25 protein-coding genes are annotated in these 25,227 nt (G+C 66.0%); 8 read left to right on the top strand and 17 right to left on the bottom strand.

Going from position 1 to position 25,227, the window contains the following annotated elements:
• Positions 1 to 59: 59 nt before the first annotated feature.
• Positions 60 to 659 (bottom strand): ribonuclease HII, encoded by a 600-nt coding sequence (locus CDO87_RS11885; protein WP_100928971.1) that lies wholly within the window; start codon positions 657 to 659, stop codon positions 60 to 62.
• Between the two features lie 160 nt (positions 660 to 819).
• On the opposite strand from CDO87_RS11885, the gene CDO87_RS11880 reads away from it, so the two are divergent.
• Positions 820 to 1,251, top strand: a complete 432-nt coding sequence (locus CDO87_RS11880; protein ID WP_100928970.1) for a gamma-glutamylcyclotransferase — start codon at positions 820 to 822, stop codon at positions 1,249 to 1,251.
• 3 nt (positions 1,252 to 1,254) lie between these two features.
• Here the strand turns inward: CDO87_RS11880 and CDO87_RS11875 are convergent, their stop codons facing one another.
• The 5 genes from CDO87_RS11875 to CDO87_RS11855 form a co-directional block, all read right to left on the bottom strand.
• Positions 1,255 to 1,521, bottom strand: coding sequence for a hypothetical protein (locus CDO87_RS11875; RefSeq protein WP_100928969.1), 267 nt, complete (start codon positions 1,519 to 1,521; stop codon positions 1,255 to 1,257).
• A gap of 267 nt (positions 1,522 to 1,788) precedes the next feature.
• Complete coding sequence (gene groL, locus CDO87_RS11870) at positions 1,789 to 3,432, bottom strand: chaperonin GroEL (RefSeq protein ID WP_100928968.1); 1,644 nt, start codon at positions 3,430 to 3,432, stop codon at positions 1,789 to 1,791.
• A gap of 49 nt (positions 3,433 to 3,481) precedes the next feature.
• Positions 3,482 to 3,793, bottom strand: coding sequence for a co-chaperone GroES (locus CDO87_RS11865; RefSeq protein WP_005854733.1), 312 nt, complete (start codon positions 3,791 to 3,793; stop codon positions 3,482 to 3,484).
• Positions 3,794 to 4,031: 238 nt separating this feature from the next.
• A complete protein-coding gene (locus CDO87_RS11860; RefSeq protein WP_100928967.1) occupies positions 4,032 to 4,460 on the bottom strand; it encodes a PACE efflux transporter in 429 nt (142 codons plus the stop codon).
• Between the two features lie 86 nt (positions 4,461 to 4,546).
• Complete coding sequence (locus CDO87_RS11855; RefSeq protein ID WP_100928966.1) at positions 4,547 to 5,323, bottom strand: transglutaminase family protein; 777 nt, start codon at positions 5,321 to 5,323, stop codon at positions 4,547 to 4,549.
• A gap of 325 nt (positions 5,324 to 5,648) precedes the next feature.
• On the opposite strand from CDO87_RS11855, the gene CDO87_RS11850 reads away from it, so the two are divergent.
• Complete coding sequence (locus CDO87_RS11850; protein ID WP_100928965.1) at positions 5,649 to 6,578, top strand: L-lactate dehydrogenase; 930 nt, start codon at positions 5,649 to 5,651, stop codon at positions 6,576 to 6,578.
• Here the strand turns inward: CDO87_RS11850 and CDO87_RS11845 are convergent.
• Both CDO87_RS11845 and CDO87_RS11840 read right to left on the bottom strand, forming a co-directional pair.
• Positions 6,563 to 7,174, bottom strand: coding sequence for a DedA family protein (locus tag CDO87_RS11845; protein ID WP_100928964.1), 612 nt, complete (start codon positions 7,172 to 7,174; stop codon positions 6,563 to 6,565). The two genes, CDO87_RS11850 and CDO87_RS11845, sit on opposite strands and share 16 nt — an antisense overlap.
• Positions 7,167 to 7,511 carry a hypothetical protein gene (locus CDO87_RS11840; protein ID WP_100928963.1) on the bottom strand — a complete coding sequence of 115 codons (345 nt, stop codon included), beginning with the start codon at positions 7,509 to 7,511 and terminating at the stop codon, positions 7,167 to 7,169. Before CDO87_RS11840 ends, CDO87_RS11845 begins: the two co-directional genes overlap by 8 nt.
• Positions 7,512 to 7,756: 245 nt before the next feature.
• Here CDO87_RS11840 and CDO87_RS11835 point away from each other — a divergent pair, with 245 nt between their 5' ends.
• On the top strand, positions 7,757 to 8,740 hold the full coding sequence (locus CDO87_RS11835; RefSeq protein WP_254698082.1) for a DMT family transporter: 984 nt from the start codon (positions 7,757 to 7,759) through the stop codon (positions 8,738 to 8,740).
• Positions 8,741 to 8,747: 7 nt separating this feature from the next.
• Here the strand turns inward: CDO87_RS11835 and CDO87_RS11830 are convergent, their stop codons facing one another.
• Positions 8,748 to 9,425 carry a DUF2161 domain-containing phosphodiesterase gene (locus CDO87_RS11830; protein WP_100928962.1) on the bottom strand — a complete coding sequence of 226 codons (678 nt, stop codon included), beginning with the start codon at positions 9,423 to 9,425 and terminating at the stop codon, positions 8,748 to 8,750.
• 80 nt (positions 9,426 to 9,505) lie between these two features.
• Between CDO87_RS11830 and CDO87_RS11825 the strand changes: the two genes are divergently transcribed.
• A complete protein-coding gene (locus CDO87_RS11825) occupies positions 9,506 to 10,513 on the top strand; it encodes a TraB/GumN family protein (RefSeq protein WP_157814977.1) in 1,008 nt (335 codons plus the stop codon).
• Positions 10,514 to 10,541: 28 nt separating this feature from the next.
• Here CDO87_RS11825 and CDO87_RS11820 read toward each other — a convergent pair whose 3' ends face one another.
• The 6 genes from CDO87_RS11820 to CDO87_RS11795 form a co-directional block, all read right to left on the bottom strand.
• Positions 10,542 to 12,551: a M3 family metallopeptidase gene (locus tag CDO87_RS11820; RefSeq protein ID WP_100928960.1), complete on the bottom strand. Its 2,010-nt coding sequence runs from the start codon at positions 12,549 to 12,551 to the stop codon at positions 10,542 to 10,544.
• Between the two features lie 162 nt (positions 12,552 to 12,713).
• Complete coding sequence (locus tag CDO87_RS11815; protein ID WP_100928959.1) at positions 12,714 to 13,766, bottom strand: HesA/MoeB/ThiF family protein; 1,053 nt, start codon at positions 13,764 to 13,766, stop codon at positions 12,714 to 12,716.
• The gene (gene dut / locus CDO87_RS11810; protein ID WP_100928958.1) at positions 13,766 to 14,233 is read right to left on the bottom strand and encodes a dUTP diphosphatase; all 468 of its coding nucleotides are present in this window, start codon (positions 14,231 to 14,233) and stop codon (positions 13,766 to 13,768) included. The genes CDO87_RS11815 and dut overlap by 1 nt, the downstream gene beginning before the upstream one ends.
• Positions 14,230 to 15,435, bottom strand: coding sequence for a bifunctional phosphopantothenoylcysteine decarboxylase/phosphopantothenate--cysteine ligase CoaBC (gene coaBC, locus CDO87_RS11805; RefSeq protein ID WP_100928957.1), 1,206 nt, complete (start codon positions 15,433 to 15,435; stop codon positions 14,230 to 14,232). The genes dut and coaBC overlap by 4 nt, the downstream gene beginning before the upstream one ends.
• Before the next feature lie 256 nt (positions 15,436 to 15,691).
• A complete protein-coding gene (locus CDO87_RS11800; RefSeq protein WP_100928956.1) occupies positions 15,692 to 16,486 on the bottom strand; it encodes a ChaN family lipoprotein in 795 nt (264 codons plus the stop codon).
• Positions 16,483 to 17,361, bottom strand: coding sequence for an RNA polymerase factor sigma-32 (locus tag CDO87_RS11795; RefSeq protein ID WP_100928955.1), 879 nt, complete (start codon positions 17,359 to 17,361; stop codon positions 16,483 to 16,485). The genes CDO87_RS11800 and CDO87_RS11795 overlap by 4 nt, the downstream gene beginning before the upstream one ends.
• Positions 17,362 to 17,570: 209 nt before the next feature.
• On the opposite strand from CDO87_RS11795, the gene CDO87_RS11790 reads away from it, so the two are divergent.
• Positions 17,571 to 18,434: a glutathione S-transferase gene (locus CDO87_RS11790; RefSeq protein WP_100928954.1), complete on the top strand. Its 864-nt coding sequence runs from the start codon at positions 17,571 to 17,573 to the stop codon at positions 18,432 to 18,434.
• 45 nt (positions 18,435 to 18,479) lie between these two features.
• Here CDO87_RS11790 and argE read toward each other — a convergent pair whose 3' ends face one another.
• A complete protein-coding gene (gene argE, locus CDO87_RS11785) occupies positions 18,480 to 19,637 on the bottom strand; it encodes an acetylornithine deacetylase (protein ID WP_100928953.1) in 1,158 nt (385 codons plus the stop codon).
• A gap of 254 nt (positions 19,638 to 19,891) precedes the next feature.
• On the opposite strand from argE, the gene CDO87_RS11780 reads away from it, so the two are divergent.
• On the top strand, positions 19,892 to 21,265 hold the full coding sequence (locus CDO87_RS11780; protein ID WP_100928952.1) for an aspartate aminotransferase family protein: 1,374 nt from the start codon (positions 19,892 to 19,894) through the stop codon (positions 21,263 to 21,265).
• 70 nt (positions 21,266 to 21,335) lie between these two features.
• Here CDO87_RS11780 and CDO87_RS11775 read toward each other — a convergent pair whose 3' ends face one another.
• Positions 21,336 to 21,962 (bottom strand): glutathione S-transferase family protein, encoded by a 627-nt coding sequence (locus tag CDO87_RS11775; protein WP_100928951.1) that lies wholly within the window; start codon positions 21,960 to 21,962, stop codon positions 21,336 to 21,338.
• 146 nt (positions 21,963 to 22,108) lie between these two features.
• Here CDO87_RS11775 and CDO87_RS11770 point away from each other — a divergent pair, with 146 nt between their 5' ends.
• Both CDO87_RS11770 and CDO87_RS11765 read left to right on the top strand, forming a co-directional pair.
• Positions 22,109 to 24,454 carry a PIG-L family deacetylase gene (locus CDO87_RS11770; RefSeq protein WP_100928950.1) on the top strand — a complete coding sequence of 782 codons (2,346 nt, stop codon included), beginning with the start codon at positions 22,109 to 22,111 and terminating at the stop codon, positions 24,452 to 24,454.
• Positions 24,455 to 24,546: 92 nt separating this feature from the next.
• Positions 24,547 to 25,224 carry a hypothetical protein gene (locus CDO87_RS11765; protein WP_100928949.1) on the top strand — a complete coding sequence of 226 codons (678 nt, stop codon included), beginning with the start codon at positions 24,547 to 24,549 and terminating at the stop codon, positions 25,222 to 25,224.
• Positions 25,225 to 25,227: the final 3 nt, after the last annotated feature.

Genomic DNA, 25,227 nt, shown 5'->3' with positions numbered 1-25,227 from the left:
GTCCAAACCGATTCGCGGTCAATTTATTTATTGAATCAGTGGGTTGTAGTTTTGACTTGTCACAAGATATCGCGCACCGGCTTGAAGGAACGTCTATGGAAAGGCGTAACCCCAAGATTTCGGAGGGCAGATTTGTGACACTTGGTCGGATATCCTGCGTTCGTTTCCCAACCATAACCCGGGTACTGTGTCGCGGCCCTCTTCATGACATCATCCCGCCAGATTTTGGCCACAATTGAAGCCGCCGCGATGCTCGGGCTGCGGCCGTCTCCGCCGACGATGCAAGTCGCGTCACATGGAATGCCGCCGGGCGCACGGTTGCCATCGACCAGAAGATGGTCCGGAGCCTTGGGCAGACCTTCGACGGCCCGCCGCATCGCAAGAAGGCTGGCCTGCAGGATGTTCATCTCGTCGATCTCCTCGACGGACGCCTGGCCGATGGACACCTCGGCGCTTTGCCACAGGAGTGGCGCGAGGAACTCCCGCCGTTTTATCGACAGTTTCTTCGAGTCGTTCAGCCCGTCCGGGATCGACACCCGGTTGAGAACCACCGCCGCTGCCACGACCGGCCCGGCGAGTGGCCCGCGCCCGACCTCGTCGACGCCTGCCACCCGGTCCATGCCCTGCGCCCAAAGCGCTTCTTCGAATCTCATCTCCATACTGGGGTTCAAAGCGCATGATGAGCCTTGCGGCAAGCGCCTCGATCCGCGTCGGCCGGTACGAAAAAGGCGCACCGTCGCGTAAGGAAAGGCAAACGGGGCTTCACCCATGGCCCCCGATTTCCTATCAAGCGGGACCCAGGCGGACGGAACCCAGACGATGACCCTACTCTTTGTATACGGCACCTTGACCACGACCGCGGACCATCCGATGGGCGCGCTCTTGCGGCGGCACGCGTCCTCTGTCGGCGAGGGCACGATCCGCGCGCGGCTCTACCTGATCGACGACCCGGACGATCCCGGCCAGAACGCCTATCCCGGCGCCCTGCCCTCTCCGGATCCGGACGACCGGGTGCATGGCGAATTGCACCACATCCACAACCCGGAGGCGGTCTTCGGCCCGCTGGACGATTTCGAGGGCTGCTCTCCCGACTGGCCCGAGCCGCATGAATACGTACGCCGAACCATCGAGGTCATCCTGCACGATGGCACGCGCCACGACGCCGAGTGCTACCTCTACACCTGGGACGTCAGCACGGCCCGCCCTATCCCCGAAGGCCGCTTTTCGGACGTGGCGCCGGACGTGCGCTGACCCTCAGACCACGGCTGAGATCAGCGAGAGCACGGCAACCTCTGCGTTCACGCCGCGCGCCGTCATCCAGATGTCCAGCCGGGCCTGCTCCTCCGTGGACAGCTGCAGGAGGATGGGACGGCTGTTGCCGGGGGTGACATCGACCTCCCAGCCCGCCTCTCCGTCCAGCGCGCGGCGCAAGGCCTGTCGCGCGAGATAAGCGAGGGGGAGGAACTGCGCGGAGGTGGACACCAGACGCTTTCGGAGTTCGTCCGGAAGACGCAGCTCCATCGCTTTCCTGCTATCCCGACGACTCATGAACGCGTCCCATTCCGTGCTGCAGCAGGATAGCCAGAGGGCGCCGGTTTCGCGAGGGGAATTCCCCTCAGGTTTGTGCGTCAGGCATATCCGAAATGCCGGGCAACGCAGGGGAGCGCCCCGAACCATCTTCGGTAGGGCACTGGAGCAAGGGCCACGCGCATTCCCTAATGCGCCCGGGAAAAAGAAAAGGGCCGGTGAAACACCGGCCCTTCCCTGAATTCATCTGCAGCGGGCAGATTACATCATGCCGCCCATGCCGCCCATGTCGGGCATGCCTGCGCCGGCGCCTGCGCCTTCTTTCTGCGGCTTGTCGGCCACCATCGCTTCGGTGGTGATCAGCAGGCCTGCGATCGAAGATGCGTCTTCCAGCGCGGTGCGGACGACTTTCGCCGGGTCGATGACGCCGAACTTGAACATGTCGCCGTACTCGTCGGTCTGCGCGTTGTAGCCGAACTTCAGGTCGGTCGATTCACGGACCTTGCCAGCCACCACGGAGCCGTCGACACCCGCGTTCTGCGCGATCTGACGCAGCGGCGCTTCCAGTGCGATGCGCACGATGGAGATGCCGCGGTTCTGGTCGGCGTTCTGACCTTCCAGACCGTCCAGCGCCTTCGCACCCTGCACCAGCGCCACGCCGCCACCGACGACAACGCCTTCCTGCACGGCTGCGCGGGTCGCGTTCAGAGCGTCGTCCACGCGGTCCTTGCGCTCTTTCACTTCGACTTCGGTCATGCCGCCGACGCGGATGACAGCCACACCGCCTGCCAGCTTGGCAACGCGTTCCTGCAGCTTTTCACGGTCGTAGTCGGAGGTGGTCTCTTCGATCTGCGTACGGATCTGGGAAACGCGTGCCTCGATCTCGGACTTCTGGCCAGCGCCGTCGACGATGGTGGTCTCGTCCTTGGTGATGGAGACCTTCTTGGCGTTGCCAAGCATGTCCATGGTCACCGACTCGAGCTTCATGCCGAGGTCTTCGGAGATCACCTGGCCGCCGGTCAGGATCGCGATGTCCTGCAGCATGGCCTTGCGACGGTCGCCGAAGCCCGGTGCCTTCACGGCTGCGATCTTCAGGCCGCCACGCAGCTTGTTGACCACGAGGGTCGCCAGCGCTTCGCCTTCCACGTCTTCCGCGATGATCAGCAGCGGCTTCTGCGACTGGATCACCTGCTCGAGCAGCGGAACCATCGGCTGGAGCGAGGAGAGCTTCTTCTCGTGCAGCAGGATCATGCAGTCTTCGAGTTCTGCGATCATCTTGTCTGCGTTGGTCACGAAGTAGGGGCTCAGGTAGCCGCGGTCGAACTGCATGCCTTCGACGACATCGGTCTCGGTCTCGAGGCCCTTGTTCTCTTCGACGGTGATGACACCCTCGTTGCCGACCTTCTGCATCGCGTCGGCGATCTGACGGCCGATCTCGGCCTCGCCGTTCGCGGAGATGGTGCCGACCTGTGCGACCTCGTCGGAGTTCTCGACGGTGCGGGCCGCGTTCTTGATGTGCTCGACGACCTTGGCGGTTGCCATGTCGATGCCGCGCTTCAGGTCCATCGGGTTCATGCCGGCTGCAACGGCCTTCATGCCTTCCTTGACGATGGCCTGGGCCAGAACGGTCGCGGTGGTGGTGCCGTCACCGGCTTCGTCGTTGGTGCGGGAAGCAACTTCCTTCACCATCTGCGCGCCCATGTTCTCGAACTTGTCTTCCAGTTCGATTTCCTTGGCCACGGACACACCGTCCTTGGTGATGCGCGGCGCGCCGAAGGATTTGTCCAGAACCACGTTCCGGCCTTTCGGGCCAAGCGTCACCTTCACGGCGTCGGCGAGGATGTTCACACCCTTCAGCATCTTGCTGCGGGCGTCGGTGTTGAATTTCACGTCTTTTGCGGACATTCGAAAGTCTCCTGTTTCAGAAGTTGTCGTTGGAAATCAGAACCGGCGTTCAGGCTGCCTTGGCAGCCGCGTCATCGGTGATGATGCCCAGGATGTCGCTTTCCTTCATGATCAGCAGCTCTTCGCCGCCGACGTTGACTTCGGTGCCCGACCACTTGCCGAAGAGGACCTTGTCACCCTCTTTGACGGCCATATCGATCAGCTCGCCGCTGTCCTTGCGTGCACCTTCGCCACACGCGACAACCACGCCCTCTGCCGGCTTTTCCTTGGCGCTATCGGGGATGATCAGGCCACCAGCAGTCTTTTCGTCCGATTCTACGCGACGAACCAGCACGCGGTCATGAAGCGGTTTGAATGCCATCTTCGAGTCTCCTAGCTCAAAGTTACAACCTTGGCCCCTCGTCTTCGAGCGGGCCGTTAGCACTCAAGTGGAGAGAGTGCTAACGGCGCTGAGGTAAGGAACCTGCCGAGTCGTGTCAACATGAGGTGAAGAGATTTTTTGTGCGATTTCCGGGCGGGCGGGCCTGTGGCATCGCATTCAGGGGACATATGCAGAACCGCCCGCCGAACCAAGCCCGTGCGGCGGAAGACCGCGCAGATCAAGGGCGCCGGATGTCCGCCGGGATCGGGAAGACCGCGTCATAGGCCCAGTTGTAGGCGACCGTGAAGCCGAAGTAGAAAGCGGTCAGACCGATGTCCATCAGCAGCGCCTCTCCAAGGGAAACGCCGAGATAGAGCGCCATGAACGGGACAAGCAGGCACGTCAGCCCGACCTCGAAGGCCACCGCATGAAGGATCCGCATGGGCACGGTCTTGCGCAGCGGGCGCCCTGTCCGCACCAGCATGTGGTCGAACCCGAGGTTGAATAGATACGTCCAGCCCATCGCGATGAGGCTGCTGATCACGGCAACCACCCCGAAATGCCCGACCGGCACGGCGAACACCGCGCCGCCCAGCGGGGCGACGATCATCAGGGCGGTGATCTCGAACAGGACCGCGTGGCGGATGCGGTCGCGGGTCGTCCTCATGGGGTTGGGCTTCCGGCGAGGCTTCGGGGTGCAGCAGAGCTACCGGACCGAGCGGCGGAGGCAAGGCCGGATCGCCCCCCGGAACGTCAGCCGCGCGTCACGTTCACGGTCTGCTCGATCAGTTCTGCCGGGGCCTGCGACCCGAGGAACGCGATGTCGTAGGCGTCCCGACCCACGGCCACTACGGCCAGGGCATCCGCCGTGCACATGCCCGTCGGATCGACAAGGTGCCACGCCCCGTCCAGCCAGACCTGCCCCACCGCGTGGAAGTCCTGCGGGGTGACGTCGGGGCCATAGACGGCCACGCAGCGCGCCGGGATCTCGGCGGCGCGGACCATGGTGCAGAACAGGTGCGCATAGTCGCGGCACACCCCCTGCCGTCCGGCGAAGGTTTCCAGCACGTTGGTGTCCGCGTCGGAACTGCCGGGCACGTAATCCAGCTCGTCCTCGATCCAGTCGCGGATCGCCGCGACCTTTGCACCGCCTTCCAGATGGCCGAACCGCTTGCCGACGAAAGCGGTGAACTTGTCGGACTGGCAATAGCGGGAGGGCCGCAGGTAGGGCGCGGGCTCTGCCGGGATCTCGGGAAGCGGGGCGGCCTTGAGGGTCTGGAGCGCGGGCGCGGGACGCGTGATCTCCAGCGTCGCCTTGTAGTCGAGCTTCAGGTCCTCGCCGGGAATACGGGCCCAGATCCGCTCGCCGATGTCTGCATCGCCCGCGATCCGGGTCAGCTCCGCGTCCCCGGTGGAGAGGCTCTCCGACAGAATGGTCTGCCCGTCTGTCCGAGCCGCCTCCAGCGCGAGAAAGGCGATGTTCGGATTGGCGAACCGGTAGTGCATCGTCACGTGTATCGACATGAGCATGAGAAAGGCCTTTTTGTCTGGAGATCCTGATGACAACACCGCCGGATCAGGATCGTTGCACATGCGTCCGATAACAACCCAACGGCTCGCGCAGGGGCCGGAACGCGCTGCGCAGACTGCCCGAACCGTTCCAAGTCACCCTACCGAGGCGCAGCCAAGGCGCCATGTTAAGCCATTGATTTTGTTTACTCGTGAAGTATCCGGAGTCCGGACGCACAATCCCGCGCCATTTTCATCACTGGCGTGGCGCGAGAGGTCGAAGTTCTTTGCCCGCGCCGCTATCACGGACCTATCCTCGGGTAAAACCATTCGCAGGGACCATTTGATGAAGCTCGGAATAGTCGGCGCAGGCATGGTCGGATCGGCAGCGGCCTTCGCCTGCGTCATGCGGGGCGCCGCCTCTGAAATCGTTCTCGTGGACCTCAACAAGGCACGCGCACAGGCGGAGGCAGAGGACATCGCCCACGCGGTGCCCTTTTCGGGTTCGGCACGGGTTGCAGCGGGCGACTACGACGACCTGACCGGCGCCGACGTGGTGATCCTTGCCTGCGGCGTGTCGCAGAAGCCCGGGGAAAGCCGTCTGGAACTCCTGTCCCGCAACGCGGAAGTCTTCCGCTCCGTGGTGGCGGAGGTGACCCGCGCCGCCCCCGACGCGATCCTGCTGATCGCCTCCAACCCCGTCGACATCATGACCCATGTCACGCAGACCCTCAGCGGCTTGCCGGCGGGCCGTGTGATCGGGTCGGGCACGATCCTCGACACGGCCCGTTTCCGCTGGCTGCTGGGCCGGCACCTGAACATCGCTCCCCGCTCCGTCCATGCCTATGTGCTGGGCGAACACGGCGATACGGAGGTGCTTGCGTGGACCGCTGCCCGTGCCGGGTCCGTCTCGATCGAAAGTTTCGCGGCGCAGATCCGTGCGCCGCTGACCGCCGAGGTGCGGGAGCGCATCGACAAGGGCGTCCGCAACGCAGCCTACACGATCATCGAGGGCAAGGGCGCGACGTGGTACGGCATCGGCGCCGGGCTGGCCCGTCTGGTCTCTGCCATCGGATCGGACGAACAGGCGGTACTGACCGTCTCCACCCTGTCGGACGTGGCGGGCGTGCGCCGCGTCGCCTGCTCCCTCCCCCGTGTGGTGGGGCGTGAAGGCGTGACTGCCGAACTGATGCCGGACATCTCGCGTCAGGAGAACGCCGCGCTCGAAGCGTCCGCCATGCTGCTCAAGGATACTTTCGATCAGTTGTCGCTCTGACCGGAGTGCCGGTGACGCAGGCGCAGGACGAGCGCCACGCCGAACCCCAGCGCCACAGCCAGCGCCGACACCAGCCCGGCCCAGTCGCTGACCAGACGGGCGACGGTGTCGACCTGCGCGCCGAAGGCATACCCCAGCAGGACATAGCCGCTGACCCAGATGGTCTCTCCCGCCGTGTCCCAGATCGCAAAGCGCCAGCGGGGCAGCCCCATGGCGCCCGACACCACGTTGACCCACGGCCCGAGCGGCGCCACCAGCCAGGTGGAGAAGAACACCCCTAGCCCGCCGCGGTCGCGGACCAGCGCCTCTCCGCGCGCGATCAGTGCCGCGCGCCCTGTCCGGCTACCCAGCCAGCTCAGGAACGGCGCCCCGCCCCAGCGGCCCAGCTGGTAGCCGGTGTTGTCGCCCGCCAGCGCGGCAAGCCACCCAGCCAGCCAGACCTGCCACAAAGACAGGTCTTCGGAGGCCGCGAAGGCCCCCGCCGCCAGCATGACCAGCGCGGTCGGCACCGGGACGGCAAGGCAGGATACGAAAGCCGACATGGCCACCACCCACACCCCGTAGGTCGAGACGAGTTCGAAGACCGTCTCAGTCATTCGGCGCACCCGCGCGATAGGCGGCAATCGCGGCTTCAAGCTGGGCAATGAGTTCCTCGACCGGCACGCCACGCGCTTCGGACAGGTCGGACAGGCGCCGCGGCCCGGAACTGTCCGGCGAGAGGTCCAGCGTCTCCATCACCACCTCCTTCGGCACATCCCACGACATGGCAACAAAGCGCGGCGTCATCCACGGCGCGATGGGCTGATCCCGGTGCCCGGGATCGGACCAGTAGGCCATCCCCATGGCGAGACGCGCGGCGAAGATGAGCGCGACCAGCAGCGCCAGGGCCAGCCCTGCCGTCAGGTACGGCGCTTCCCGCCAAAGTCGTCTCATGTGACCGCTCCTTATCGCTGCCGCCGCGTCCCAGTCTGGACAGCAGACCGGGGCATGGCAATGCGTGCAGGTGACACGGTTGCCGTCTCCGGCCCCGTCGCGGCGCCGGGACCTGTGGGCGAATAATGGCAAATGCGCGGCAGAGACAGCGTCCTTGCAGATATGCAAGGCAGATGCCCGCCACCTGCCATTTCCATTCTGCGACGCGGCGTCTAGGGTCTGGCGGTCAACCATTCGAGTCTGCCATGCCCTCTCCTCAGGCCACGCCGCTTCTGTCGGTCAAGCCCAACCCGAACCGCGGCCCCGAAAGCCAGAACATGCGTGGCATCCTCCTGATGGCGCTGGGGTTCTTCGCCTTCGCCGCCTGCGACGTGCAGGCAAAGTTCCTGACGGATTCCCTGTCGGCCGCGCAGATCGTGTTCTTCCGCCAGATCGGCCTGTTCATGGGCGTGATCGTGATGTTGGCCGTGAAGGGCACACATCTGCTGCGGTCGCAACTGCCCGCGATCCAGATCCTGCGCGGCATTTGCGCAGCGTCTTCGGCGTTGTGCTTCGTGCTGGCGGTGACCTACGTGCCGCTGGCCGACGCTGTCGCCGTGACCTTCATCGCGCCCTTCCTCGTGACGCTGATGGGGGCGCTGTTCCTGCGCGAACCCGTCGGCGCACGCCGCTGGGCCGCCGTGGCGGTGGGCTTTGTCGGGATGCTGATCGTGATCCGGCCCGGACTGGGCGTGTTCCACCCCGCCATCGGGTTCATCGTGCTCGCCGCCTGTTTCTTTGCCACACGGCAGGTCCTGTCGCGGACGCTGTCGGGCGCCGACAACGTGATGACGACCGTGGCCTTCACCTCGATCACGTCGACGGTCCTTGTGGCGCTCGCCCTGCCGTTCGTCTGGAAGACGCCCGACACGCTGCAGCTCTGGCTCGTGATCTTCGGCCTCGCGGCGACGGCGGGCGTGGGCGAGGTGCTGGTGATCCGCGCGCTCGACATCGCACAGGCGGTGGCGCTGGCCCCGATCCATTACTCGCTGATCATCTGGAGCACCTTCTACGGCTTTATCGTCTTTGCCGATCTGCCGGATCTCTGGACGCTGGTGGGCTGCGCGATCATCGTGGCGTCCGGCCTCTATACCCTGCACCGCGAGCGTATTGCCGCGCGAGAGGGCCGGGCCGCCGCCGCGCGGGCACGAGCGGACGAAGCCGCCGCAACGCCGCAGAACGGTTTGTAGGGCGGGGCTACGCGCCGCCCGGCTCCCACGAATAGGCCCAGTGCACCAGCCCGTCGCGACCGGCCTCCGACAGGGCGTAGACCCCCGTCGCAACCTTGTCGAACCAGCCGTAGTGATTGTCGCGCATCAGCCCGGTGGCCCGCGCCACGCCGGTCGCTGCCACCACATCCCGCCCTCGGCTCGGGCCGGCCTCCGCCAGAAAGGCCGCGCAGGCCAGCGCGTCCTGCCGGTAGGCGGTAACAATGCCGTGCCGCGTCGCGCCACCCTCGTTCGGATCGCCGCGCAGGGCCTCGAATTCCCGCAGCAGGCGGTCGGATTTCTTGCGACTCTTGCGCGGCGCGTAAGGCCCGGGATCGCAGAGCACCTCCACCCGCGCGTCCGGCAGCACCACGATGAAACCCAGCCCCAGCCGCCGGCAGAGGTCGCGGTTGTCCTTCAGCGCCCGCCGCGCCGTCTTGCCCGAGGGTTTGGGGACGGCGACATAGACATGGTCGGTCAGCTTCAGGCGTGCGCAAGCCTGGTGGAACAGCGACAGGGTGATGCGCAGCTTCAGTTCCACGATCACCGGCGGATCGTCGCCGCGCACCGCCATCAAGTCGGCCGCGCCGACCTCCCCCTTTACCGTGTAGCCCTGCTTTTCCAGCAACGCCTTCACCGGTGCATAAAGCTCGCTTTCCCGTTCCATGATCACAGTGTTTCCCGGGCATTGCCCCTTGTCCAGCGCCGCCCATGCGCAGAAAGTGCGGGACAACCGAAGGAGCCTGTATGTCCCTTGTTAAAACCGCACTGTCCCTCGCCATGGGACTGGCGTTCACCGCGCTTCCCGTGCTTGCGCATGCCCGTTGCACCGGTGATGACCTCCGTCCCGCCCTGCTGCCCGAGGAAAGGGCTGAGGTCGACGCCCGCGTGGCCGCGATGCCCTACCCGACCGGCAATCACTGGATCGCGCGGCGCGGCACCGAGACCATCCACCTCGTCGGCACGATCCACCTGTCCGACCCGCGCCTCGACGCGCCGGTCGAGCGGATCGCGCCGCTGCTGGACGACGCCGCCACCCTGCTGCTCGAGATGTCGGGCACCGACCGGGAAGCCATGGAAGCGAGCATCGCCAGCGATCCGGCCATGTTCATGCTGTCGGACGGCAGCCTGCCCGACCTTCTGTCGGAGGACGAGTGGCAGCAACTCTCGGGCGCGATGGCCGCGCGCGGGATGCCCGCCTTCGTCGGCGCCCGGATGCAGCCGTGGTATGTCTCGATGCTGTTGTCGGTGCCCGCCTGCATGAAGGACCTGCTGGAGCAGGACGACGGCCTCGACGTCCGGCTCGAAGCCCTCGCCGAGGAAAAGGGCGTGCCGACCCGGTCGCTGGAACCCTGGGACACGGGCCTCGCGCTGTTCGCCGCCGTCCCGATGGAGGCGCAGCTGTCCATGATCCGCTCCGCACTTGCGCCGGCGGACGTGAACGAGGATCTCTTCGAGACCATCATCAGTACGTACTTCGAAGAAGCCCACGCCGAAAGCCAGGTGGTGCTGGAAGTCCTGTCGCCCCGCCTGACCCCGCTGGGAGAAGCCGAGGCCGACACGGTTTTCGACACCGTGAACGGTGCGATGATAAACGCCCGCAACCGCGCATGGATTCCCGTGATCCTCGACACGCTGGACAGCACCGATGGGACGGTGATCGCCGCCTTCGGTGCCGCCCACCTGTCCGGCGAGGAAGGGGTGCTGAACCTCCTGGCGGAGGAAGGGTTCGAACTGGAGCGCGCGCCGTTCTGAGCCAAAGCCCCGGCGCGCGCCATCCGCTTCAGGCCGCCAGCCCGCGGCCTTTCAGCAGCGCATCGACGCCGGGCATCCGCCCCCGGAACCCGGTGTAGAGGTCTTCGGCCTCCACCGACCCGCCCTTGGAGAGGATGAACTCTTCCAGACGGCCCGCCATCGCCGGATCGAAGGCATCGCCCGCCTCCTCGAAGGCGGCGAAGGCGTCGGCATCCATCACTTCGGACCACATGTAGCTGTAGTAGCCGGAGGAATAGCCGTCGCCCGCGAAGACATGGGCGAAATGCGGGGTCGCGTGGCGCATGAGGATCGCGCGAGGCATCCCGATTTCCTCCAGCACCTGCGCCTGCTTCTGCATCGGATCGGCAGGCGCGGGACCGGCGTGGAATTCTAGGTCGACCAGCGCGGAGGCCACGTATTCGACGGTCTGGAACCCCATGTCGTAGGTCGCCGCCGCCAGCACCTTGTCCAGCAGGTCCTTCGGCATCGGCTCCCCGGTGTCGGCGTGGGTGGCATATTCCGCCAGCACTTCGGGCACTTCCAGCCAGTGTTCGTATAGCTGCGAGGGCAGTTCGACGAAATCGCGCGCCACGCTGGTGCCCGAGACCATCTCGTAGGTCACGTCGGACAGCATCTGGTGCAGCGCGTGGCCGAATTCGTGGAACAGGGTGCGCGCGTCGTCATAGGACAGGAGCGCGGGCGATCCCTTGGCAAAGTTGCACACGTTGACCACCACCGGGATCTGCACGTCGGGGAACTTGCGCTGCGCCCGGAAGGCGGAACACCATGCGCCCGACCGCTTCGAGCCGCGCGCGAAGTAGTCACCGATGAAGACGGCAATCGTCTCACCCTCGCGCTGCACCGTCCATGCCCGGCAGTCCGGGTGGTACAGCGGCACGTCGAGCGGCTCGAACGTCAGGCCGAACAGCCGCTCCGAACAGGCGAACGCCGCATCGATCATCCGGTCGAGCTGGAAGTACGGCTTGATCTCGCCCTCATCCAGATCGTGCTCCGCCTTGCGCCGCTTTTCGGCGTAGTAGCGCCAGTCCCATGGCTCGAGCGGGCCGTCGATGCCGTCCGCGTGCAGCATGCCTTCCAGCACCTCCTGATCCTTCAGGGCGGCGGCGCGGGCCGGGGTCCAGACCTGCATCAGCAGCTCGCGCACGTTGTCGGCGGTGCCCGCCATCTCCGTTTCCAGCTTGAAGGAGGAGAAGTCCGAGTGCCCCAGCAGCGCCGCGCGTTCCTCGCGCAGCTTCAGGGTTTCGGCGGCGATGCCGCGGTTGTCGGTCTTGCCGCCGTTGGCGCCGCGCGCCGCCCAGGCACGGAAGGCTTTTTCACGCAGGTCGCGGCGCGGGCTGAACTGCAGGAACGGCGTGATGACGGACCGCGACAGCGTCACGCAGGGCCCTTTGCCGCGTTCCTCGCCCGCCCCGCGCAGCGCGTTCACGACGAAGGCCGGCAGCCCTTCGAGGTCCTTCTCGGCAAGCTCCATGTACCAGTCGCGTTCGTCCGCCAGCACGTTCTGGGTAAAGGCGGTGCCCAGCTCGGCCAGCCGCCCCTTCACCACCGTCATACGCGCGGCCTCTTCCCCTTCCAGAGCGGCGCCTGCACGGACGAAGTTGCGATGGGTCAGCATCAGGACCCGCGCCTGTTCCGGCGTCAGTTCCAACGTGTCGCGCGCCTCCCACACCGCCTGGATGCGTTCGAACAGCGGCTTGTTGGAGAAGATGGCCGAGGAATGCGCCGAGAGCCGCGGGGCATAGTCGCGCATCAGGGCTTCGCGCGCGTCGTTGCTGTCCGCACCGGCGAGATTGTAGAAGACCCCCGCCACGCGATCCAGCGCGGACCCCGTCCGCATCAATCCCTCGATGGTATTCTCGAAGGTCGGCGGTTCCGGGTTGGTGGCCACCTTCTCGACCTCGACAAGGTCCTCGGCCATGGCGGCGTCGAAGGCGGGGCCGAAGTCGGCATCGGAAATCTCTGCAAAGGGCGGCAGGCCGTAGGGCGTGTCCCAGGTCTTCAGAAGCGGATTAGTCATGTCGGTCTCCAGACGTTTGCAGGAAAGCTATGCGCCCGGGCGGACCGCTTCAATCCGTTCCGTCGGATCGGACGCCGCGAACCGGCCCTTTGCGGGGTCTTGCCGTACGTACGGACATCGGGCCGCGTGCGGTTCAGGACGCCGCACAGACAGGGCGGGGTTTCACGCCGCCTTGCCCCCGCAGTCAGGGCAACCGGGCGTGGGCTTCAGCCCGATCTTGCGGGTCTCGCCCCAGAGCGCATCATATATCAGCATCTCGCCGATCAGGGGCTGCCCTGCGCCTGCGATCAACTTTACGCATTCGACGGCCATCATCGACCCCACGACGCCGGGCAGAGGACCCAGCACGCCCGCCACCGCGCAGGACGGGGCCAGACCGGCTGCCGGCTCCTCGGGGAAGATGCAGCGATAGCACGGGCCGCCACCCTTGGGATGGAACACGCTGACCTGCCCTTCCCATTGGCTGAGCGCGCCCGAGACCAGCGGTTTGCCTGCCGCCACGCAAGCCGCGTTCACCAGGTAGCGGGTGTCGAAGTTGTCGGTCCCGTCGAGGACAACGTCGTAGTCCTCCAGCAGCGCCGCCGCGGTCGCGGCGTCCAGCCTGCGCTTGTAGGGGCGCACGGTGACATAGGGGTTCAGTGCCTCCATCGCCGCCTGCGCCGAGAACACCTTGGGCGTGCCGATCCGGGCGTCGGTGTGGATCACCTGCCGCTGCAGGTTGCCGCTGTCGACTGTATCGTCGTCGATCACGCCGATGGTCCCGACACCCGCCGCCGCGAGGTACAGTAGCGCGGGCGACCCGAGTCCCCCGGCGCCCACGACCAGAACGCGGGACTGTTTCAGCCGCTTCTGCCCCGGCCCGCCCAGTTCGCGCAGCACGATGTGGCGGGCGTAGCGTTCCAGTTCGCCGGGCCGGAAGGCGCCGGGATCCTGCGCCGGAGCCTCGTCCGCCTCCCTGACATCTGCGCGCTCCTTCAGCCGGCGAACACCCCATGCGTAGGCAAGGCCAAACAGGAGCATCCCGCCGAGGATCAGCCAGGGCGCGGCGCTTTCGCCGGTGGCAATCCGCAGGGGATGGCCGAATGGCAGGACCACATGAACCACGAGGACACCGACATAAAGCAGCGCCACCATGTAAGCGCGCGCCTCGCGGCTGGCCCCCACGAGACGGCCGAACCCCCAGACCAAGACGCCGATGCTGAGAACCAGAAGCATCAGCCGCGCCCCGTCGAACCGAAGCCGCCCGCGCCGCGCGCGGTGTCGGGCAGGTCCTCGGCCACGGTGAAGCGGCCCCGCACGACCGGGGCCACGACCATCTGCGCGATCCTGTCGCCGTGGGCGATCACGAAAGGCATGTCGCCCGCATTCATCACGATGACGCCCAAGGGTCCGCGGTAATCGCTGTCAATGGTTCCGGGCGCATTGGGCAGGGTGATCCCGTGTTTCAGGGCGAGGCCGGAGCGCGGCCGCACCTGCACCTCGTATCCATCGGGAATGGCAAGGCGCAGACCCGTCGGCACCAGCGCCCTCGCGCCGGGCTCCAGCGTCAGCGTGCCCCGGTCGGGCAGGTTGGCGCGCAGGTCGGCACCGGCGGCGCCTGCTGTCGCGTAGGAAGGCAGGCCCAGCGAACGGTCCGCCTCCGGTTCCCATGCAAACACGATGTCCACGTCCCGCGCGCTCATGCCTGCACCTGCTTCAGTGCCTCGGCGATCCGATCCGCCAGCTTGCGCGCAACGTCACGCTTGGCAGCACGCGGCCACTCCTCGGCCCCCTCGGCGGTGATCAGAACCACCGCGTTTTCCGTGCCGCCCATGATGCCCGTCGAGGGCGAAACATCGTTCGCCACGATCCAGTCACAGCCCTTGCGGGCGCGTTTCGCCCTGGCGTTGGCGACCACGTCATCCGTCTCGGCCGCGAAGCCCACGACCAACCGGGGACGCCCATCCATCAGCGCAGACACGTCGCGCAGGATGTCGGGGTTCTCCTCGAACTCCAGTACGGGCAGTTGCCCAGCCGTTTTCTTGATCTTCGAGGCAGAGGCGGACTTTACCCGCCAGTCGGCCACCGCGGCCGCGAAGACCCCCGCATCGACGGGCAGCGCGGCCATGACGGCCTCCCGCATCTCCCTTGCGCTCTCGACCTCGACCACCTGCACACCCGTGGGCCGGGGGGCGTCCGCCGGGCCGGTGACGAAGACGACCTCTGCCCCCAGATCGCGCAGCGCCTCGGCCACAGCCGTGCCCTGCGCCCCGGACGAGCGGTTGGCGATATAGCGCACCGGGTCGATGGGTTCATGCGTCGGACCGGAGGTCACCAGCACCCGGCGCCCTTTCAGCGGTCCATCCGACAGCGCGCCCTCGATGGCCGCGACGATCTCCAGCGGTTCGGCCATGCGGCCCGGTCCGTATTCGCCACAGGCCATGTTGCCCTCGTTCGGACCGACAACCATGATGCCGTCACCGCGCAGCGTGGCGAGGTTGCGTTGCGTGGCCGCGTGGTCCCACATGCGCACGTTCATCGCAGGGGCGATCATGACCGGCGTGTCGGTGGCCATCAGCAGGGTCGACGCCAAGTCGTCCGCGTGGCCCCCTGCCATCTTCGCCATGAGGTCCGCGGTCGCCGGTGCCACCGCCACGAGGTCCGCGACGCGGGACAGCTGGATATGGCCCATCTCCGCCTCGCGCGTGAGGTCGAAGAGGTCGGCGTGCACGTCTTCCCCGGCCAGGGCGGCCACGCTCAGCGGCGTCACGAATTCGGAGGCCGCGCGGGTCATGACAGGTGTCACGGCGGCGCCGCGCTCCCGCAGGCGCCGGATCAGGTCCAGCGACTTGTAGGCGGCAATGCCACCGCCGATGATCAACAGGATCCGTCTGCCCGCCAGCATCCCAGTCCCTTCCCGATGTCGTGAGCCGCCTGCGCGGCCTGGTCCTTCATTAACGGGTGCACCCTACCCTCGCCCCCAAGGCAATGGAAAGGGCCACCATGGCAGGATCGGTGAGCATCGAAAATCACGGCACTGGCCGGGACGCCGTCGCGCCCCCTATCGACGGTTATCACCAGTAGATCGCGGCGGCGCGGGAAGCCCCTCCCGGTCTGACCGCCCCGGAAAAGAAGGCGGTGTCATCGCATGAGAGGTTGGGCTATTTTCTGAAGGCCGCGCAGGGGTCTTCGCGCTCTGTTGCGGGGGAGGTTTCCGTGCGGTCGAAGCCACCCTCCGGCGCGGCATGCCCTTCTTCCCCCTGTGCGAGGGCGAAGATTCGTGCCTCAGGCTTGGCGTAGGCCAGCACGGCGGGCGCGCCCCAGTCCTTGCGGGCATGGCCATTGCCGGTGATCACCACCACCGGGCCACCCGTTACGCCAAGCGCCTCCAGAGCGACCGCCGCCAGCCGGGCATCGCGCAGACGCTGGATGTTGACCATCCCGGCCAGCATGTCGTCCGGCAGCGCGTCGCAATGGGCCGCCTTCTGCAACGCTTCGCGGGCAGCCTGCTGATCGGCGGGCAGCGGACGGTCCAGACCGTACTGCCAGGCGTCGGCACCGAAGACCATGAGCGGCGGCTCCCCCATGCCCCGGCGCGCCTCCTCCCGCGGGAGGGCCGCTCCGAAGTGCTGCGCACCTTCTGCGGCCTTGAAGATCGGATAGTACATGGAGAAGTCGGGCCAGCCGTTTTCCTCCCATGACAGCGTCGCTTCCAGCACCTGTTCGCTCTGCACGATCTCGGGCGTCAGGCCGACCGCGACGGGGCCGGAGATCATCTCCCACACCACGGCTTTCGGCTGAACCCGGGCGACGATTTCGGCCTGCCGGGCATGATGGGCGGGGTTGTCGTGGATTTCGCCGAGGAAAAGCACATCAGCGTCGAAATCCCCGTCGGCGGATGCCGCGGGGATTGCTAGGCCGACCATGAGGGCGGCGAGGACCAGCGCATGTTTCATGCGAGGAAGTGTTGCACTTCTCCGCTTTGCGCCTCAAGCGCCTTGCGCATCTTGCCGAAGGCCGCAGCCTCGAGCTGGCGGACCCGCTCTTTCGACAGGCCCAGCTCGTTGCCGAGGCTTTCGAGGGTGCGGGGCTCGTCCCGCAGCTTGCGTTCGCGCACGATGAACCGCTCCCGGTCGTTCAGCGACCCCATCGCCTTCACCAACCAGCCGCGCAGGCATTCGGTGTCATGCGAATTCTCGACGATCTCCGCGCCATGGGCGCTATCGTCTTCAAGGGTGTCGATCCACTCGCGGCCCTCGTCCTCGACGGACTGCGTGGCATTGAGCGAGAAGTCGGACCCGGAGAGGCGCCCTTCCATCATCTCGACATCGCGCAGGGGCACGCCGATCTCGGACGCGATCATGTGGCGAAGCTGGTGACTGTCGAGCTGCATGCCGGTGGCCTGCGCTTCGCGCTCCAGCCGCGCCTGCACGCGCCGCATGTTGAAAAACAGAGCTTTCTGGGAAGAGGTGGACCCGGTGCGCACCATCGACCAGTTGCGCATCACGTAGTCCTGGATCGACGCCTTGATCCACCAGACAGCGTAGGTGGAAAACCGCACGCCACGGTCGGGGTCGAACTTGTCGGCTGCCTTCATCAGGCCAAGTCCCGCTTCCTGGATCAGGTCGTTCATCGGCGCGCCGTAGCGCTTGAACTTCGCCGCCATGGAAATCGCCAGCCGCATGTAAGCCTGGATCAGGCGGTGCAGCGCGGCCTCATCCTTTTCGTCGCGCCAAGCGTAGGCAAGCTTCAGTTCGGTTTCCGCATCGAGAAGTTCCGCCTTCATGGCCCGACGCGAAAGGGTCTGATCGTTGAATCCGTCTAATGGCATGAAAACTCCCCTGTCGATGCGTTACCCTTGAAGCGGGATTTGTGAGTACTACGCGTCAGACGGGTGATTGGTTCATTTGGATGAATGATTTTTCGGGCTATATGCCTGCAAGCATCATGTGCATCGCTTATGGCATGCGTCACGAACCGGAATTTCCTGCATCCATGGCAATAGGTTAGCTTCCGCTCACGGAATCGAGAGGAAACGGGATGCCCGATACGCTTTTTATTGGAGATTACGCCTATTCAAGCTGGTCCATGCGCGGATGGCTGCTTTTTGACCGCTTCGGACTGGCGGTCAATTGCCGGTTGGTCGACTTCATGAATGCCGGTGTCGCAGAGCAGATGCAGGACATTGCCCCGGCCCGCACCGTACCGACCCTCGTGACGGAAGACGACGGCGCGGTGATCTGGGACAGCCTCGCCATCGCCGAGGAACTGGCGGATCGTCATCCCGGCGCGGGGATCTGGCCGTCCGATCCCGCGATGCGCGCGCTCGCCCGGTCACTGGCCGCCGAGATGCACTCCTGTTTCGTGGCGCTCCGGTCTGCCTGCCCGATGAACCTGCGCACAGCCTATGTCGGGTTCAGCCCGTCAGAGGAGGTGGTGGCCAACATCCAGCGGATCGAGACGATCTGGACACATGCGCTCGAACGGTCGGGCGGCCCCTGGCTGGCCGGGAGCTATTCGGCGGCGGACGTGTTCTTTGCGCCCGTGGCGGCCCGTATCGCGGGCTTCTCGATCCCGGTCAGCGATGTGTGCCGCGACTATGTGGCGGCGCATCTGGCCGACCCGTCCTTCCGGCGGTGGCGGGCGCTTGGCCTCGTTCAGGGGGAAACCCTGCCGTGGTACGCTCAGGACCTCCAGACCGCGCCATGGCCCGGCCCCTCGGTGCGCGCGGCACAGGCGGTGGAGAGCGGCGAGCCCGAGAACGACGCCTGCCCCTATTCCGGCAAGGCGCCGACGCATCTGATGCAGATGGACGGGCGGACCTTCGGGTTCTGCAACGCCACCTGCCGCGACAAGACCGTCGCCGATCCGGAGGCATGGCCCGCCTTCATGGCGCTGGTCTGACGACCGCACACGTCGCCGGGACCGCCCCCGGCGACGCCGCGAACCTCAGTGCAGCGCGCCTTCCATGCCCCTGAGCATGGTCAGGCAGGCGTCAAGCTGGCTGCGCGCCACGAATTCGTCGGGCCGGTGCGCCTGCTGGATGGAGCCCGGACCGCAGACGATGCACTGCGTGCCCAGCGATTGGAAAAGCCCTGCCTCGGTGCCAAAGGACACGACCTCCGTCCCGTTGGCGCCGGTCAGGCTGCAGACCAGTTCGGCGATGCGGTTGTCCCGCTCCGGCATCAGGCCCGCCACCTCGCCGATCACTTCGCGCACGATGGAGGCATCCGGCGTGACCCGACGCATGTCCGGCAACAGCAGGTCCGCGTAGGCGTCGATCTCCGACAGGACCCAGGCCGCATCCTCGAAAGAGACCGGGCGCATCTCCCACTCGATCTCGGCCAGTCCGGCGATAACGTTGCGCGCCGTGCCTGCCGACATGCGGCCGATGTTCAGAGTGGTCCACGGCGGCTCGAACGGGCTGGCCTCCGGAGCGCGCGACTTAAGCGCGGCTTCCAGCTCCAGCAAACGGCCCGCGTAGCGCGTGGCGCAGGACGCCGCGTTCACCCCGCGGTCGGGCGCCGATCCGTGTCCCTCGCAGCCGCAGAAATGGGTGGTGTATTCGTAGCAGCCCTTGTGCCCGTCCACGACGTTCATCAGCGTCGGCTCGCCGAGGATCGCCATACCGGGCCGCATTCCGCGCCCCAGAAGTTCCGTCACCAGCGCACGCGCGCCGAAGCAACCCACTTCCTCGTCATAGGTCAGCGCCACATGCACCGGGGTCTTAAGGTGCCACCGGGCGATTTCCGGCGCCAGGGCCATGACGCAGGCGATGAAGCCCTTCATGTCGCAGGTGCCGCGCCCGTAGAGCAGGTCGTTCTCCTCCCGCATGGAGAAGGGATCGCCGCTCCAGTCGCTTTCCTCGCCGATCGGCACCACATCCGTGTGACCCGCAAGAACGAGGCCGCCGTTGCCCTCCGGCCCGAACGTCGCCAGCAGGTTCGCCTTCAGCCCCGTCACGTCCGACATGATCTCGCATCGGGCGCCGAATCCTTCGAGATAGTTCGCCGCCCAGGCGATCAGTTCGAGGTTGCTGTCCGACGACACCGTCGGAAACGCAATGAGATCGCCCAGAAGGGCTTCGGTCCGTGCCAGCAGCTCCATGATGCTCCTTTCACCCGGGAAACCGGGCCTTTGCCCATGAAATGACCTGCCGGGGAAGCACGGTCAATGCTCCCGCCGACCCGTACTGGTCATCCCGCGACGGATCGGTTACCCAATAGGCACCCTCGGCAATAAAGGCATTGCGCGCTGCTGCAGAGGAGAGCGGAGCCTCGGGCCCGGCCAGACGCGCTGACCTCCCGGCTCCGGTTTGCAACGTTCCATGGCGGCGCGCTGCCGCATCAGAGGAGAGCCATATGCTGACCAACGACCAGCTGTCCCAGTGGGACCGCGAGAACTTCTTCCATCCCTCCACCCACCTTGCCCAGCACGCGCGCGGAGAGACCGCGACCCGTGTCATCACCACCGGGCAGGGCTGCCACATCGAGGACCGCGACGGCACGAAACTGCTGGACGCCTTCGCCGGGCTCTACTGCGTGAACGTGGGGTATGGGCGGACCGAGATCTCCGATGCCATCGCCGCGCAGGCAAAGGAACTGGCCTACTATCACGCCTATGTCGGTCACGGCACGGAGGCGTCGATCACCCTGTCGAAGATGATCCTCGACCGTGCGCCCGCCCACATGTCGAAGGTCTACTTCGGCCTGTCCGGCTCGGACGCGAACGAGACCAACATCAAGCTGATCTGGTACTACAACAACATCCTCGGCCGCCCCGAGAAGAAGAAGATCATCTCGCGCTGGCGCGGCTACCACGGGTCGGGCCTGATGACAGGCTCGCTGACCGGGCTCGAACTCTTCCACAAGAAGTTCGACCTGCCACTCGCACAGGTGATCCACACCGAGGCGCCCTACTACTTCCGCCGCCCCGACATCGCGATGTCCGAAGAGGCGTTCAGCGCCTTTTGCGCCGCCGAGCTGGAGCAGCTGATCGAACGCGAGGGCGCGGACACCATCGCCGCCTTCATCGGTGAGCCCGTGCTGGGCACCGGCGGCATCGTGCCCCCGCCGAAAGGCTACTGGGAGGCGATCCAGCCAATCCTCGAAAAGCACGACATCCTGCTGATCGCGGATGAGGTCGTGACGGGTTTCGGCCGTCTCGGCACCATGTTCGGCTCCGACCACTACGGCCTGAAGCCCGACCTCATCACCATCGCCAAGGGCCTGACCTCGGCCTATGCGCCGCTCTCCGGCTCCATCGTCGGCGACAAGATGTGGAAGGTGCTGGAGCAGGGCACCGACGAGAACGGCCCGATCGGCCACGGCTGGACCTACTCGGCGCACCCCATCGGGGCAGCGGCCGGTGTCGCGAACCTGAAGCTGATCGACGAGATGAACCTCGTGGCCAACGCGGGCGAGACCGGCGCGCATTTCCGCAAGGCGATGACTGATGCGCTTGGCGACCACGCGAAGGTCGGCGATATCCGTGGCGAAGGGATGCTCTGCGCCGTCGAACTGGTCGACGACAAGGACAACCGGACCTTCTTCGATCCGTCGCAGAAGGTCGGTGCGCAAATCGCGTCTGCCCTCATGTCCAAGGGCGTCATCGCACGCGCCATGCCGCAGGGCGACATCCTGGGCTTTGCCCCGCCGCTGTGCCTGACCCCGGCAGAAGCGGAAGAAGTCGCGACAAAGACCGGCGAAGCGGTCCGCGACGTCCTGGGGAGCTGATTTCCCGATTTGGCGTGGCCGGGGACATGCGCCCCGGCCACGCCTGACCATGCTGACCCTCAGGTCGCGGTCAGCCTTTCAATTCCGAATAATCGACCATGACGTGCTCCCGATACGCGGGGCGTTCGGTCAGCGCGGCGTAGTAGTCCTCCAGCCCCGCCGGGGGTCGCCGCGGCAGGTCGAGCGTGAAGTACCGGAACAGCACGTGGCCCGCCATGATGTCCGCCCGGCTGAACCGACCATCGACCAGCCAAGACCCGGCGCCGCGCAGGGTCATCGCCATGCCCGCCAGATCCTCGAACCGTTCAAGCGCACCCAGCACCGCGGTCATGTCCCGCTCTGCCTCCGGCGTCCGGTAGAATCCCCAGAAGACCGGCATCGTGAACGCAGCGCAAAGCGTGTGTTTCGCCCATTCCGCCCACATGTCCTGCTCTGGGCCCTCTGCGAAGGGCCCCGGCCCGTAGGCCGCCACGAGGTAGCGCAGGATCGCGGCACTTTCGAAGAGCGTGTGCTTGCCGTCCTCCATCACGGGTACAAGGCCCATGGGGTTCATCGCCCGGAATGCCGCGGTGTCGGTTCCGCCGAAGCGTCCGCCCACGTCCCGCCGGTCGACCTCGAGCCCGAGTTCCGCAGCGCCCCACATGACCGCCTGCACGTTCGAAGACGTCTTGCGCCCGTGTATCACCAGTCCGGCCATCTCACCTCCGGGAAACGCAAAGTTTCCATTTGCAGACAAATCCAAAGGATGACGCTACGGCAATTCGTGTATCGTGAACGGGAAAGCCGATTCATCGCGGGGCCACCTTCGCGCTCATTAACTCTTGCCGTCAATCCGGAGGCATCATGCCGCCCGTTCCTTCAGCCGATACAGTTTTCGACATCGACGATATCTCAGGCGCCTTCGCGCTCGAAGTGACTGCCCGCTTCGACGAGATACAGGGTGCCTACTGGCAGCGGATCCTCGATTTCGGGAGCGGCCCGCAGAACGGCAACATCATCCTCGCGCAGGTGGAAAACACCTCCGACATGATGTTCGCCCTCTACCAGGATGGCGTCGTCCACAGGGTGATCGCGCCGGACGCCATCGTGGCCGGGGAAGTGGCAACGTGGCGCATCGGCATAGACCCCGATGGCCGCATGTGGATCGAGAAGGACGGCGTGCTGGAGGATGAGATACAGGCCGTCGTGCCCGCCAATGTGCCCCGGATCAACGAATACATCGGGCAGTCGAACTGGGTGGACGACGACGATCTGATCGGCGCGGTCATGGGCTTCGACGTGGTGCAGCCCGGCGACGACGGGCTGGCGCCTGCGGACAACGACGACGGCGCGCTTGCCGGGTCGTTCCGGATCGACCTGGCCGCGCGCGTCGATGACGTCTCCGGACGGGTGGACCAGGGGCTTGTGGCCTACGGCTCTGCGGACGGCAGCGCGTCGCTCGTGCTGGCGCAGGATGGCGCGTCCGACGGGCTGGTCCTGCAGCTGACGGTCGGAGAGGCCAGCTACACCGTCACCGCCCCCGGCGCGCTGGTTGCGGGAGAGCCGACCTCCCTTTCCGCGGGTCTGGATACGGACGGCACGCTGTGGCTGGCTCAGGAAGGCGTGCGGCTGGGCGAGGTGGCGGCAGAGGTTCCGTCTGTCGTTCTGGAGCCGGTTTCCGTCGCCGACGATCTGGACGGGGTCATCCTCGGGCTGACCGTGACCGCCGACGGAACGCTGCCGCCTGAAGAGCCCACCGATCCGACTGACCCTACAGATCCGGTCGATCCCACGGACCCGACACCCCCAACCGATCCGACTGATCCAACGGACCCCACCGACCCGGCGGCCCCCTACGAGATCGGCCAGATCGACGGCGCCTTTGCCATCGCGGCCACGGCGCGGTTCGACGACATACAGGGCGGCAACTGGCAGCGGGTCTTCGATTTCGGCGACGGGCCGAACAGCAACAACATCCTGTTGTCGCAGGTCGAGAACACCTCGGACATGGTGCTGGAACTGCATCAGGCCGGCACGGTCTACCGCGTCATCGCCGAGGGCGCCATCGTGCAGGGCGAAACCGCCACATGGGGTGCCGGCATCGACGAAGACGGCACCATGTGGATCGAGAAGGACGGCGTGCTGCTGGCCGAGGCGGACGGAGCCGTGCCCGATCCCGGGCCACGCATCAACCTGCTGATCGGAGAATCGAACTGGCCCGACGATACGCCGCTGATCGGAGAGGTGATTGCCTTCGGCATGGACGGCACCGCCCCCGAAGACCCGAGCGATCCCATGGACTCGACCGATCCGACCGATCCCACTGATCCCGTGGATCCCGGTCCCGTCGACTTGACCCGGCAGATGTTCATCGTCGCGCACCAGGACGACGACCTCCTGTTCATGAACCCGACGATCGCGGACCACCTCGCCGCCGGTCACGACGTCACCACGATTTACCTCACCGCGGGCGACGCCGGGCAGGACGAGGCCTACTGGGGCGGACGGGAAGAGGGAATCAAGGACGCCTACAGCGTCATGACCGGCTCCGACGCGTGGCAGGAGGGGACGGCAACCGTCACACACGATGGCCAGGGTTTCGACCTTCACCACGCCACGCTCGCCGACCAGCCGAACCTCAACCTCTACTTCCTGCGCCTGCCGGACGGCTTCTCGGGCACAGGCTCCGACCTCTACGGCGGCGAGAGCCTCCCGAAGCTGTGGGACGGGGAGATCGCCACCATCACCTCTGTCGACGACGCGGCGACCTATTCGCGCGACGACCTCGTGTCCGTCCTGTCCGGCCTGCTCGACACCCACCAGCCGGGGCAGGTGCACGTTCAGGACACCGAAAGCGACATCGAGCACCCCGACCACGTGCACAGCGCCTACTTCGCCGAAGCGGCCATCGCCGATCATTCCGGCGACATCCTCGTCACCAGCCACGTCGGCTACGAATCCTGGGGGTTCGAAGAGAACTTCACCCCCGAACAGCAGTCGCTCGTGACCGAGGTGTTCGAGGCCTACGCCGCCCACGACTCCGCCGTCACGACTCCCGAGGGCGCCATTGCAGAGCCCTACACGGAGTGGGTGCTGCGGGAATACGTGCGCAGCGAGTACACCCACGAAGGCACCTACGAGGCGATGATGCTGGCCGAAGCGCCGGATGATCCGGCCCCGGAGGAGACCGAGGAGCCGCTGCTGGTCTGACCCCGACTCCCCTATAAGATGAAAACACTATTGGAAAATCGCCCACCCGTGTTACCGTAACGTCAATTCGTTTTCAGCACCGGGGCATTTTCATGTCGAACATTGCCGGCAAGGCCTATGCCATGAACGTGGTGACGCCCAGCCATCCCCGCATCACCTGGGTCAACCGCCTGTTGTTCATGGCGGCCCGCGGTTTGCCCGAGAACCTCGCCGGCCTGCTGGGCCTGTCGCTGATCCACTTCGCCCGCTGGGTCATCATCCGTCGCAAGGACTGGCCGGACCTCGGTCAGGGCGAACAGCATCAGCTCGACAATGACTACGTGCTGTTCCTGTCGAACTTCAACGGCACCTGGGACCAGTACATCGACGCCTTCTCGGACGGGATTCCGAAGGGTCTGGACCTGTTCTGGTACTCCGCCACCAAGTATCCGCTGTCGATCCCGATCACGCCGTTCAAGACCTACATCACCCACAACCAGATCTTCACCGACCACTACTACAACGCCACGCCGGGCTCTGCGCAGCGCGACATCAAGTCGGCGCTTAAGGTCTATGATGCGGTCCTGACGCTGGACAAGGCACATGCCGACCAGTCGCCGGAGGCGTTCGCCGAAAGCTGGCGCGCGGCGATGACGAAGGTACAGGGCAACCTCGGCGAGCCCGGGTTCGGCCCGGTCGCTAGCCTCGACACCGAACGTGCGGACCAGAACCGCGAGGCCTATGTCCGCAAGGCGCAGGCGACGTTCGACCTCCGGCGTGCGAGGAACTGAGCC

This window comes from Sagittula sp. P11, from assembly GCF_002814095.1.
Taxonomy (GTDB): domain Bacteria; phylum Pseudomonadota; class Alphaproteobacteria; order Rhodobacterales; family Rhodobacteraceae; genus Sagittula.
Note: the sequence above shows the minus strand (reverse complement) of the source record. Positions and strands in the feature narration are given on the sequence as shown.